Below are 11,845 nucleotides of genomic sequence, written 5' to 3' on the forward strand. Positions count from 1 at the left end.
GACCGCGTCCGGAGCCCTCGGCGACGGCGCCCACCTGGATCAACCGATCGGTGGATTCCCCCGGTGCCGCCAGCGGAAATCGCAGACGACCGCGCGGTGGTCGGAGGGATGGATGCCGTCGACGGCGTCTCCCGCGACGACGGCCGACTCGACGTTGACGAGCTGGTCCTCGTGGCCCGGCCGGTAGAAGATGTGGTCGATCCGCTGGTCGACCAGCTCCGGGCCGGCCTCGAGCGGTGCGGACGGATGCGTCGACGACAGCGTCACTGCATCGGGTACACCGTTGCCCGCTGTCCACGCGTCGATCATCACGTCGCGGAGTGGACGCAGTACGGCGCTGTCCGCCGCGGCGTTCAGATCGCCCATCACCAGGGACGGGCACGGCCCGTCGGCCGATGGATCGGTGCCGAGGTCGGCGAGCAGCGTCGCCTGGGCGAGCCGGTCGTCGCTGAAGGTCGTCGCATGTTCCAGGCAGGCCGCCACGACCGGGAGCGGGCCCGCCGGATGAGCGACCCGGGCACGGAGCGCGACCGGATCCCAGGATCGGTGGCGGGCGGGCATCGGGATCGTCTCCTGCTCGACGATCGGCCAGCGACTCAGCAGTGCGACGCCGAGCTCGACCCCGGCGTGGTCGGGCGCCTGTGCCGGATCCGGGGACCGCGGGTACGACGGCGACGCGAAGACCGCGTGGAGTCCGAGCGCGTGGGCGAACTCGTCCGCCTGGGTGGTGCCGTCGCCGCCCCACACCTCGTGCAGGGCGATCACATCTGGCGTGAACCGCTCGATCGTCGCGAGGATCCCCGGCTGCCGCTCCCGCCAGCGCGGGCCGAACCGCCACCAGATGTTCCACGTCATCGCGCGAAGCTGCGGATCGACCACGGCTGTTCCCTCCGAATCGGCTGCAACCGATCCCCTGTACCCACCTCCGGCCCGCACACGATCGTTGCCTCGAGCACCTTCCTTCGGTGTCAATTTGTGCACGGAGTATCACAGACTGTCACGACGGGTTTACGGCTGCGTGCAGATGTCCGGACAGGGCTGGCGGCAGTACCGGCGGTCGGCTGATCGTCGAGTCAGGAAGTCGAGAAGAGTTCGAGTCAGGTCGACCACGGGAGGGTCCGGACACGTGCTCGAGACTTATCGCGGGATCCCACACCTGTTGGACACCTGGCTCGTGCTGACCGGCATGGCGTTGCCGGTGGCGCTGTCCTCGCTCCGTCGCCCGGGCGATGTGGTCCCCCGGCTGGCGGCGTTCTGTGCACCGGCCGCGTTCGCGCTGGTGATCGCGGCGACGCTCAGCCCGACGACCCACCGGCTCGGTCAGATCGGCCAGTGCGGCACGCACCTCACCACCACCGGCGGGCTGACGTCGCTCCAGGGGCTGCTCAACGTCGTGCTGTTCGTGCCGGCCGCGGGCATGCTGACGCTGGCCAGCGGTCGCCCCGGGGACGGCATCGCGGCCGGGATCGGGATGTCGGCCGCCGTCGAGGCCGTCCAGGCGCTGGTGCCGCAACTCGGCAGGTCCTGTCAGTTGCACGACCTGATCGCGAACTCGCTCGGCGCGGCCTGTGGAGTCGGCTTGGCCGCCGGCGTCCAGACGCTGACCCGCCGGGTCGGCCCGGGCTTCCTGGTCGTCAGCCCGGCGGTGGTCGAGCACGCCGCGATGCTCGTCGTCCGGCGGCCGCGGCCTCCAGCCCGGCACCGCCGGGGAACCCTCACCCGCCCGGTGCGGTATCACAGTACGAACACACAGTTATCCGGATAGTTATCCACAGGCTGTGGATAGGACCGTGGATGACCGCCTGGCTACCTGGGGATATCCACAGCCTCAGGGGCGGACGTCGAGCCCGAGAGCGGCCGCGACGACCATCGCCTGGGTGATGTCGATGCGGGCGTCCCGGAGTGTGACGGTCACCGGGTCAAGCGTCGACAGGTCGGATCCGCGCAGGTCGGCGCCGGTGAAATCGGCCTTCTGCAGGTACGCCCCGGACAGGTCGAGGTCCCGCAGCACCGCCTTCGGGGCCCGGACGCCGGTCAGATCTGCCTCGCGGAACTTCACCCCGGTGAACTCGGCGCCCTTCAGGTCCGCGCCGGGCAGTCCGGTGAACGACCAGTCGCCGCCGGACACCTTCATCAGGCTGTACGTGCAGTCGTCGAAGAAGCTGCCGACGAACTTGCACCGGGCGAAGGTCGTGTCGAACAGCGAGCACCGGACGAACGTGCAGTTCACGAACGCGGCGTCGGTATGCGTCGACGCGTTGAAGCGCACCCCGCGGAACGTGCACTCGTCGAACACACCGCCGCGGTTGTCCACCTCGGTCAGGTCACAGTCCACGAAAAGCACCCGCCGGTACGTCTGTCCGGACGGGTCCGCGTCGTCCCAGTCCCGGATCGTCGACTCGGTCGGCGCCGCCGGACGCCCGTCCACTCGATCGGCCATGGCGCCCAGAGTGCCACGCCGTACGGACAGATACGGACAGAGTTGTGATGCTGACGACGGAGAACTCCCACGCGACCGACAACTACGGGCCGCACGATGGAGGAGTGACCGGAACTGAGCGGGTGATGGTGTTCGGCGCGGGAGGCTTCCTCGGCGCCAGGATCTGCGCGCTGCTCGCCGACCGGGGCATCGAGTACCGCGGGCTGAGCCGGACCCGGAGCGAGCCGTACCGGCGCTGCGACCTGGCCGTGATGCACCCGTACGCGCTGGACACCCAGATCGGGATGTACAAGCCGACGGTGATCGTCAACGCGGTCGGCGCCACGGTCGGCGAGCCGTCCGACCTGGTCCGGGCGAACGTGATCGCGGTCGAGGCCCTGCTCGCCTCGGTCCGCAGCCAGGCCGACCATGCCCGGTTCGTCCAGCTCGGCTCCGCCGCGGAGTACGGCGGGGCGCCGCACGGCACCAGCCTGTCCGAGGAGAGTGCGCCGCGGCCGGCCGGCCCGTACGGCATCACCAAGCTCGCCGGGTCCGAGCTCGTTCTCCGGGCACAGCGGGCCGGTGCCGACGCCGTCGTCCTGCGGATCTTCGACGTGATCGGGCCGTGGGCTCCGGCCAGCACGCTGACCGGCCGGGTGATCCGGGATCTGCGGTCGCGCCAGTTGATCGAGGTCGGGTCGCTGGACGTGTGGCGCGACTTCGTCGACGTCCGGGACGTCGCCGAGGCGGTGCTCGCTGTCGCGCTCGCGGACCGGAAGCTGCCGCCGGTGCTGAACGTCGGGACCGGCCGGGCGACGCTCGCGCGGGACGTCGCCGGGCAGTTGTTCGAGCTCAGCGGCCAGCCGGCGACGATCGTCGACGACACCGGCCAGGAGACCGTCCTCGGCGCACCCTGGCAGCAGGCCGACACCACCCTCATCGGCGACGAACTCGGCTGGTCACCCAAGATCTCCCTGGACCAGTCCCTGTCCGACAGCTGGGCTGAGCCAGACTAGAGCCCGTGGAGATCCGCTCGCTCAGTGAGGCCGCGCCGGATCGGCGGTTGCCTGCCGTCAACGAGGATCTCGTGCTGACCGGCCCTGATTTCGCCGTTGTGCTGGACGGGGCCACGGCTCCGCAGGGCGTCGAGTCCGGCTGTCGGCACGACGTTCCGTGGCTGGTGAAGCAGCTCGCGCAGCAGTTGGCGCCTCCGCTGCTCGCCCAGTCGGCCAGATCGCTGCCCGACGTGCTCGCCGACGCGATCGCCGCGGTCCGGGCGTCCCACGCGGACACCTGCGACGTCAGCAATCCCGACAGTCCGTCGTCCACCGTCTCGATCGTTCGGCTGCACGCGGACTACGTCGAGCACCTGGTGCTGGCCGACTCGCCGGTGGTCATGCGCTCCCCTGACGGCAAGGTCACTGTGCACAGCGACGACCGGATCGACCGGCTCCCGGAGCGGACCCTCGAGGCGGTACGCCGGTTGCGTAATCGGCCCGGCGGCTTCTGGGCGGCGAGCACGGTGCCCGAGGCGGCGTACCAGGCAGTCACCGGGACGACCGACCGCGCCGACGTCGACGTGATCGCGATCCTCTCCGACGGCGCCTCCCGCTTCACCGAACGCTACGGGCACTCGTGGGACGAGCTGCTCGACGTACTCACCGTCGCCGGTCCGCGACGGCTGATCGACCGCGTCCGGGAGCACGACGCCGCCTGCGCCACACCGCGGTGGAAGCGGTACGACGACGCGAGCGCTGTCCTGCTTCAGGGACCGTAGGTCGGGAAACCCGGACCGGGGTGCTGCCGGCGCGGGGCGTACTGCGGCGGTTGGGGCGGGGACACGAAGTCCTGGACCCGCGGCGGCGCGAGGCGCTCCTGCTGCCAGCTGCCGACCTGGAGCAGCAGCAGCGCGGCCGTGATCGCCGCGACGACCAGCAGCACCGCCGCCACCGTGAACCCGATGTTGACGCCCAGCGCGAGGCGGACCATGAAGTCCTGCAGGTCGTAGATGTCGACGTACGAGCTGTTCGGATCGCCGCTGTCGGCGGCGTTGACCAGCCGGACGATCCAGACGATCATCCCGATCACCGCGGCCGCACCGCCGCCGACGATGATCACCCAGAAGGCGCTCCACGAGACCCACCAGGTGTAGAGCAGAGCGCGGATCCGGCCGGATCGCGCGACACCGGGCCGGCCGGGAGGCTCACTGGCGCGGGCGACGTCCTCGACGACCTGCAGCGGGTACCAGAACTGCACGATCGGGCAGAACCAGGAGCCGACGACCCAACCGGGTGCCCTCCGGTGCATGCGCTGGACAGGCACGGTCGGGGTCGGGGAGAACGGTGAGTAGAGGAAGTCGACGTTGTCGCGGGCCCGCCACAGCCAGACCAGGAACGCGATCCCGGTCCCGACCAGCAGGTAGCCCACCAGGTCGAGGAGCGGTCCGCTGCCGGCGATCGACCCGAGGGCGCGGTCGATCTCCTCGTCCGAGAGCAGCCCGTACACGAACCGCTTCACCTCGTCGTACGAGCGCCACATCAGCACGCACTGAATCACGGCGCCGAGCGCTGTCACCCCCATCAGCGCGATGCTCACGATCGCCAGCGCCCGCAACGGCCGGTACTGCGGCACCACCGGCATCGGCTGATACGGCATCGGCTGATATGGCCCGGGTCCTTGGTACGGCCCCGGATACGGCTGCGTCACACTCCACCTCCCCGGAGCCAAGTTAACCCCACGGCTGGAGTCACACCGCCGCGAAGGCCTCCAGCACCGCGGGCAGGGCCAGCTCCCGGTCCGCCGCCGACAGCCCGATCCGCGTCCGCCGATCCAGTACGTCGTCCGCGGTCAGCGCCCCCTCGTGCCGGACCGCGAACTTCACCTCGGCGTACGTCGTCCGCAGCCCCGGCGCGATTGGGGCCCGCAACTCGGGCGGACCGGCGATCACCTGCGGCGCCTCCACGCCGTACCGCTGGACGAACCGGGCGGGCGCCCTGACCGCGGCCAGGTGCACGCGATCGGCCGCGCCGACCAACGGGATCCGATGCGTCTCACAGGACCGCCGCACCTCGAGCGTCGACTGCGCGAGCGCCGTATCGAGCGCGTCCTGTGCCATCCGGCGGTACGTCGTGAGCTTGCCGCCGACGATCGTCACGACGCCGTCCGGGCTGGTGATCACCGCGTGCCGCCGGGAGATGTCGGCGGTCTTGTCCTCGCCCTTGTGGTGGCCGGTGTCGAGCAGCGGCCGCAGCCCGGCGTACGTGCCGAGCAGGTCCGTGCGGGTCACCGGCTGCTGCACGGCCGAGCTGATCGTGCCGAGCAGGAAGTCGATCTCCGCGTCGCTCGCCCGCGGTACGTCGCTCACCGGGCCGGGCGCCTCCTCATCGGTGAGGCCGACGTACACCCGGTCGTCGGGCGCCGGGATCGCCATCACCACGCGGCGCAGCTCGCCGGGCACCGGCACGGTGAGGATGGCGGACAACCCGCCGAACACCGACTGCGGCAACACCAGATGGGCGCCGCGGCTCGGGCGGAGCTTGATGCCGGAGGCAACCTGGTCGGCCCAGATACCGGCCGCGTTGATCACGATCCGCGCGTCCACCGACCGCCGGTCCCCGGTCAGCTGGTCGACCAGGACCGCTCCCCGGCCGGTGACCTCGGTCGCGCCGACGCGGGTCAGGATCCGGGCGCCGTACTGCGCCGCGGTGCGGGCGATCGCGACGACCAGGCGCGCATCGTCGTACAACTGGCCGTCCCAGGTCAGGAAACCGCCGCGCAACCCGTCCGGGCGCAGCGTCGGCGCGTACCGGAGGATCTCGGCCGAGCCGATCCGGCGGGAGTGCGGGAGGTAGTCGTCGCTGGTGCGCGCGAACGTGCGCAGGACGTCGCCGCCGAGGAACGCCGACCGCAGCATCGCGGCCTGCGCGAAACTTGCCTGCGGCAACCACGGCGCGATCTGCGGGATCGGGTGCACCAGGTGCGGCGCGGTGGTCTTCATCAGGATGCCGCGCTCGACGGCGCTCTCGTACGCGATCCCGACATGGCCGGACGCCAGGTACCGCAGTCCGCCGTGCACGAGCTTCGAGCTCCATCGGCTGGTCCCGAAGGCCAGATCGTGCTTCTCCACCAGGGCAACGCTCAGTCCGCGCGCGGCCGCGTCCAGCGCCACGCCGGCGCCGGTGACCCCGCCGCCGATCACGAGCACGTCGACCGCGCGGAGCTCGCTCAGCTCCCGGGCCCGCCGTGCCGCGTTCAGACTCGCGTTACCCACTGTGCTGAATGCTTTCCCCGCCCCACCGCCCCGGTCGATCATGGCGTCAGATACCTCGTGAGCATCGTCCGCAGCTCCTCGTCGAGCTTCGGGTACTCGTCCTTCTCGGCCATCACCGGGCCGGACACCGCGGACGCCAGCGAGACCAGGATGATCTGCCGGGCCAGCCACACCGGGTCGCCGTCGCGGATCGAGCCGTCGGCCTGACCCTGGCGGATGCCCTCCTCGACCAGCGCCAGGTGCGCGACGGTGCTGCTGCCGCGGCGCTCCAGCAGGTACGGCGTGAGGAACTCGGGGTCGAGCTCGATGATCTTCCGCATCAACGGGTGCACGCGGGTCTTCGCGACCACCTCGACGACACCCTCGACCAGGCGGGCGCGACCGTCGACGGCGTCCGGCTGGAACGCGGACACCAGCGCGATCGTCCACTCCCGGGTCATCAACGCGGCGACCACGGCCTGCACATTCGGCCAGCGCCGGTAGAGGGTCGCGCGGGAGACCTCGGCGTGCCGGGCGATGTCGGCCATCGTCATCCGGCGCATCCCGATCGCGAGCAGCAACTCGTACGCCGCGTCCAGGATCCGCTCCTCGCCGATCGCGTTCGCCGGCGTCGGGCGCGTGCTGGTCTCTTGGTCCGGTTCGCTGCTACGCTGAGACATCACACGTCAGAGTGTATCAGCGACTCTGTCATCCCGGAACTGTCCAGGGGAGGTGGGAGCCAGGGGGTTCCACCTCCCCTGGACGCTACCTCGCCACACCACCTGAAAGGGAGTCAGCGATGACCGAATCCGACCTCCCGGTGGTGCAACTCACGCCCGGCCGCTGGGGCGACCCCGCCCACCCGGTCGACCTCCCCGCAGCCGCGCGGGAAGCCCTCAAACACCTAGGCGTCCACCGCCCCGCCCCAGCACCCAGTGCAGCGGCCGGTGGTGAGAGTGAGCTGTCTGCATCGCAGCTTGGGTTCTTGACGGCTGTTGTGGGCTCTCAGCACGTGGCGTCCGACTGGGACTCTCGCTGGGCACACACGCGGGGATACTCGACGACAGACCTACTGCGGTTCCGCGCCGGCGACACCTCCGACATGCCGGACGCGGTCGTCTACCCCGCCACACACGACGAGGTGCAAGAGCTTCTGACCGGCTGCGCAGAGCACGACTTGGCCGTCGTCCCGTACGCCGGCGGCACCTCGGTCGTGGGCGGGCTCGCACCCACTCGCCGCTTCATCACGGTGGACCTCAAGCGCCTTGACCAGCTGCTCGAGCTGGACGAGATCTCGAGAACAGCCACGCTCCAAGCGGGCGTCCGCGGCCCAGCAGCCGAGGCGCTACTGGCCGAGCGCGGCTACACGCTCGGCCACTTTCCCCAGTCGTACGAAGGCGCATCGATCGGCGGATACGCGGCGGCGCGCTCGAGCGGTCAGTCCTCCGCCGGATACGGCCGCTTCGACCAGATGGTGGTGGGCCTGACCGTCGCCACCCCGAGCGGCACGATCGAGCTCGGCCGGGCCCCGATGTCCGCGGCCGGCCCCGACCTGCGCCAGCTCGTGCTCGGCTCCGAGGGCGCGTTCGGGATCATCACCTCGGTCGTCGTACGGGTCCGCCCGCGGCCGACCGAGCGGCACTTCGAGGGCTGGCGTTTCGACTCGTTCGAGGCCGGCCTGACCGCCGTCCGGCGACTCGCGCAGGACGGCCCGCTGCCGACCGTGCTCCGCCTGTCGGACGAGGTCGAAACGGCGGTGAACCTGGCCGACCCGGACGTGCTCGGCGGCGGATCCGGCGGCGTCCTGGCGATCATCGGCTTCGACGGCCCGTACAACCAGGCGACCGCGGACGTGCTGACCGCGGCCGGCGGGCAGAACCTCGGCGAGGGACCGGGCGAGACCTGGCGGACCGGCCGCTACCGCGCGCCGTACCTGCGCGATCCCCTCCTCGACGAGGGCGCGCTCGTCGAGACCCTCGAAACAGCCGCGTTCTGGTCGCGCATCCCTGCCCTGAAGGCGGCCGTTACCGAAGCCGTCACCGGCGCGCTGAGCGCGACGCCGCCGTTGGTACTGTGCCACATCTCCCACGTGTACGAGACCGGCGCTTCGCTCTACTTCACGGTGATCTGCGCCCAGGCCGACGATCCGGTCGAGCAGTGGCGCACCGCCAAACACGCGGCGAACCAGGCGATCGCGGCGACCGGCGGCACGATCTCCCATCACCACGGCGTCGGCACCGACCATCGCGACGCCTACGCGGCAGAGATCGGCCCGCTGGCGATCGAGGCCCTCCAGGCCGTCAAGCACACGCTCGACCCATACAACGTGATGAATCCAGGCATCCTGCTCCCCGAAGAGCGGCCCTTGACTTCAAGTTGACTTGAGGTACGACGGTGTCGGCATGACTCCTGAACCGTCCGATCGTCCCGTTGCTCTCATCACCGGTGCGTCCGCCGGGCTCGGGCTCGCCCTTGCGCACGGGCTCGCCGATCGCGGCTGGGCGCTCGTCATCGACGCCCGCGGCGCCGAAGCGCTCAAGGACGCTGCCGACGCCTTGGCCGACCGTACGGACGTCGTACCGCTCGCCGGCGACGTCACCGACCCGGATCACCGCGCCGACCTGGTGGACGCGATCGCCGAACTCGGTCGGCTCGATCTGCTCGTCAACAACGCCAGCTACCTCGGGCAGAGCCCGCTGCAAGCACTCGGCTCGGCGGACCTCGACGAGCTCCGCCGCGTCTACGAGGTCGACGTACTCGCACCGATCGCACTGACGCAAGCCCTGCTCCCCGCACTCACCACAGCGTCCGGTGTGCTGATCAACATCAGCTCCGACGCGGCGGTGGAGGCATACGAGACTTGGGGCGGCTACGGCTCCGCCAAGGCCGCGCTCGACCATGCGACCCGGGTACTGGCCGCGGAGCACCCGGCGCTGGCGGTGTACGCCGTTGATCCGGGCGATCTGCGGACGGCGATGCACCAGGCCGCGTTCCCCGGTGAGGACATTTCCGACCGGCCCGAGCCCGCAACCGTCGTACCGGCGTTCCTCAACCTGCTGGACAGCCGGCCCGCGAGCGGCAGGTACCGAGCGGCCGAGTTCGCGCCGGCGGTGGCGTCGTGAAAGTGCACCCGCACACCCGATTCGTGCTGCCGGAGGCGCTGAACGCCGGCGAACCACCGGAAGCCCGCGGCCTGTCGCGGGACCAGGTGAAGCTGCTGGTCGCGGAGGGGTCGACCGTCACGCACACCCGCTTCGACCGGATCGGCGACCATCTGCGGCCCGGCGACCTGCTGCTCGTCAACACGTCGACCACCCTGGCGGCCGCCGTCGACGGCACGCCGTACACCGTGCACTTCTCGACGCCGCTCGACGACGGCACCTGGGTCGTCGAGCTGCGCAACGGCGGTCGTCCGATGTTCGACGGTACGGCGGGCGAGCGGGTGGAGTTGCCCGAAGGCGCGCTGACGCTGCTGGCGCCGTACCACGGCAATCGGCTGTGGATCGCCGAGCCGCCGGTCGACGACGTGCTCGGGTATCTGCGGCGGCACGGGCGGCCGATCACGTACGACTACGTCGGCAAGCGGTGGCCGGTGGCGTCCTACCAGACCGTCTTCGCGCGCGACCCCGGCAGCGCGGAGATGCCGAGCGCCGCACGTCCGTTCAGCTTCGAGCTGGTGAGTCACTTGGCGTCGGAGGGCGTCCTGATCGCGCCGATCGTGTTGCACTGCGGCGTGTCCTCGCTAGAGAGCCACGAGCCGCCACAGCCGGAGCGGTACGACGTACCCGCGCACACGGCTCGCCTCGTCAACTGGGTCAAGGCGAACGGCGGCCGCGTCATCGCGGTAGGCACCACGGCCGTCCGCGCCATCGAGACCGCCGCCACCGCCGACGGCACCGTCACCCCGTCCCGCGGCTGGACCGACCTGATCCTGAGCCCGGACCGCCCGCCGCACGTAGTCGACGGCCTGATCACCGGCTGGCACGCCCCCGAGGCCTCACACCTACTCCTCCTGGAGTCGGTAGCCGGCCCCGAACAGGTCCAGCAGGCCTACAACGCCGCGATCGCCCACAACTACCTCTGGCACGAGTTCGGCGACAGCTGCCTGCTGCTCCGCTGACGGTGGCGGTTCAAAGTGCAACTAATTGGCCTAGGCCACAACTTGTGCTCAGTTGGGTAAAACCTGGTGACAGGCCGGGCGCGGTACTCGTCTAATCAGGTGACGTCCCGACGGGGGACCAACTGGTAAGGACATCCACATGAGCCCACGCGCAGTGGACAAACGGGCCCGCCCCGGCAACGAGCATCAGGTCGTGCAGCCGGCCGCCCCGGAGGCGCCCAGCGCGGTCACAGCGCTCCAGGCCGCCGATCACACCAGGCGCATCTCCGAGCACAAGCAGCCCACCAAGGCCGCCTCCTGAGCTCAGGCGTTCTGTTTGTCGCGGTGGTTGTGATCTGAGAGCCGGACGAAGATCCAGCCGATCGCGGCGCCGGTGACGAAGCCGCCGAGGTGGCCTTCCCAGGAGACGCTGGGGATGGCGAAGGACAGGAACGCGGTGACGGCGACGTACATGATGATCCAGGTGATGTCGAGGCCGCGGGCGCGGCTGATCACCAGGAGGGCGCCGACCAGGCCGAGGACCGCGCCGGAGGCGCCGAGCGTCGCGCCGCCGGGGGACGACAGCAGCCAGACCGCGACGCTGCCGCCGATCGCGGACAGCAGGTACAGGATCGTGAACCGGAGCCGGCCGAGCATCCGCTCCAGTGGCGGGCCGAGCTGCCAGAGCATGAACAGGTTCGAGAAGATGTGGAAGAACTGCCAGTGCGTGAAGGCGGAGGTGAGCATCCGCCACGGCTCGGTCTCGACCAGGACCGGGACCATCACGAGGTCGCCCAGGAGTTGCGGGCTGCCGACGCGGACGGCGACGAAGACCAGGAGGTTCAGCGCGATCAGCGTGTAGGTGACGACCTGCTGGCTGCCGGCGCGCTGGATGCCGCCGAGTGACGTCCGGGTGCGCGGGATCGACCGGACGCCCTCGTTGAAGCAGTTCGGGCACTGGAAGCCGACGGCGGCGCTGTTCATGCAGTCCGGGCAGATCGGCCGGTCGCAGCGCTGGCAGCGCACCCCGGCGGGCCGATCCGGGTGCCGGTAGCAGACGGTCTCGGTCACGCGGGTT

General features: G+C 70.6%; 13 protein-coding genes. 7 read left to right on the top strand and 6 right to left on the bottom strand.

All coding sequences use genetic code 11. From position 1 onward, the window contains the following. Positions 1-39: 39 nt before the first annotated feature. Positions 40-855 (bottom strand): endonuclease/exonuclease/phosphatase family protein, encoded by an 816-nt coding sequence (locus ACWEOO_RS20055; RefSeq protein ID WP_452144255.1) that lies wholly within the window; start codon positions 853-855, stop codon positions 40-42. A gap of 271 nt (positions 856-1,126) precedes the next feature. Here ACWEOO_RS20055 and ACWEOO_RS20060 point away from each other — a divergent pair, with 271 nt between their 5' ends. Continuing rightward, entirely contained in the window at positions 1,127-1,765 is a 639-nt protein-coding gene (locus ACWEOO_RS20060; protein WP_452144256.1) for a VanZ family protein, read from the top strand. A gap of 63 nt (positions 1,766-1,828) precedes the next feature. Here ACWEOO_RS20060 and ACWEOO_RS20065 read toward each other — a convergent pair whose 3' ends face one another. After that, on the bottom strand, positions 1,829-2,440 hold the full coding sequence (locus ACWEOO_RS20065; protein WP_452144257.1) for a pentapeptide repeat-containing protein: 612 nt from the start codon (positions 2,438-2,440) through the stop codon (positions 1,829-1,831). Positions 2,441-2,544: 104 nt separating this feature from the next. Here ACWEOO_RS20065 and ACWEOO_RS20070 point away from each other — a divergent pair, with 104 nt between their 5' ends. Together ACWEOO_RS20070 and ACWEOO_RS20075 are read left to right on the top strand one after the other, a co-directional pair. Next, positions 2,545-3,435, top strand: a complete 891-nt coding sequence (locus ACWEOO_RS20070) for an NAD-dependent epimerase/dehydratase family protein (protein WP_452144258.1) — start codon at positions 2,545-2,547, stop codon at positions 3,433-3,435. Between the two features lie 5 nt (positions 3,436-3,440). Beyond that, complete coding sequence (locus tag ACWEOO_RS20075) at positions 3,441-4,196, top strand: protein phosphatase 2C domain-containing protein (protein ID WP_452144259.1); 756 nt, start codon at positions 3,441-3,443, stop codon at positions 4,194-4,196. Here the strand turns inward: ACWEOO_RS20075 and ACWEOO_RS20080 are convergent. From ACWEOO_RS20080 to ACWEOO_RS20090, 3 genes are all read right to left on the bottom strand, one after another. Beyond that, positions 4,184-5,074: a DUF4328 domain-containing protein gene (locus ACWEOO_RS20080; protein ID WP_452144260.1), complete on the bottom strand. Its 891-nt coding sequence runs from the start codon at positions 5,072-5,074 to the stop codon at positions 4,184-4,186. The genes ACWEOO_RS20075 and ACWEOO_RS20080 overlap by 13 nt on opposite strands. Before the next feature lie 91 nt (positions 5,075-5,165). Beyond that, positions 5,166-6,689, bottom strand: a complete 1,524-nt coding sequence (locus tag ACWEOO_RS20085; protein WP_452144261.1) for a glycerol-3-phosphate dehydrogenase/oxidase — start codon at positions 6,687-6,689, stop codon at positions 5,166-5,168. Positions 6,690-6,727: 38 nt separating this feature from the next. Beyond that, positions 6,728-7,348, bottom strand: a complete 621-nt coding sequence (locus ACWEOO_RS20090; RefSeq protein ID WP_452144319.1) for a TetR/AcrR family transcriptional regulator — start codon at positions 7,346-7,348, stop codon at positions 6,728-6,730. Between the two features lie 119 nt (positions 7,349-7,467). Here ACWEOO_RS20090 and ACWEOO_RS20095 point away from each other — a divergent pair, with 119 nt between their 5' ends. The 4 genes from ACWEOO_RS20095 (at position 7,468) to ACWEOO_RS20110 (ending at position 11,089) form a co-directional block, all read left to right on the top strand. Further along, a complete protein-coding gene (locus tag ACWEOO_RS20095; protein ID WP_452144262.1) occupies positions 7,468-9,048 on the top strand; it encodes an FAD-binding oxidoreductase in 1,581 nt (526 codons plus the stop codon). Positions 9,049-9,070: 22 nt separating this feature from the next. Then, on the top strand, positions 9,071-9,790 hold the full coding sequence (locus ACWEOO_RS20100; protein ID WP_359934862.1) for an SDR family NAD(P)-dependent oxidoreductase: 720 nt from the start codon (positions 9,071-9,073) through the stop codon (positions 9,788-9,790). Then, on the top strand, positions 9,787-10,788 hold the full coding sequence (locus tag ACWEOO_RS20105; RefSeq protein WP_452144263.1) for an S-adenosylmethionine:tRNA ribosyltransferase-isomerase: 1,002 nt from the start codon (positions 9,787-9,789) through the stop codon (positions 10,786-10,788). The genes ACWEOO_RS20100 and ACWEOO_RS20105 overlap by 4 nt, the downstream gene beginning before the upstream one ends. Positions 10,789-10,927: 139 nt before the next feature. Next, on the top strand, positions 10,928-11,089 hold the full coding sequence (locus ACWEOO_RS20110) for a hypothetical protein (RefSeq protein WP_452144264.1): 162 nt from the start codon (positions 10,928-10,930) through the stop codon (positions 11,087-11,089). A gap of 2 nt (positions 11,090-11,091) precedes the next feature. On the opposite strand, the gene ACWEOO_RS20115 is transcribed toward ACWEOO_RS20110, so the two are convergent. Next, entirely contained in the window at positions 11,092-11,838 is a 747-nt protein-coding gene (locus ACWEOO_RS20115; protein WP_452144265.1) for a rhomboid family intramembrane serine protease, read from the bottom strand. Between the last annotated feature and the right edge of the window lie 7 nt (positions 11,839-11,845).

Source organism: Kribbella sp. NPDC004138 (assembly GCF_053603655.1).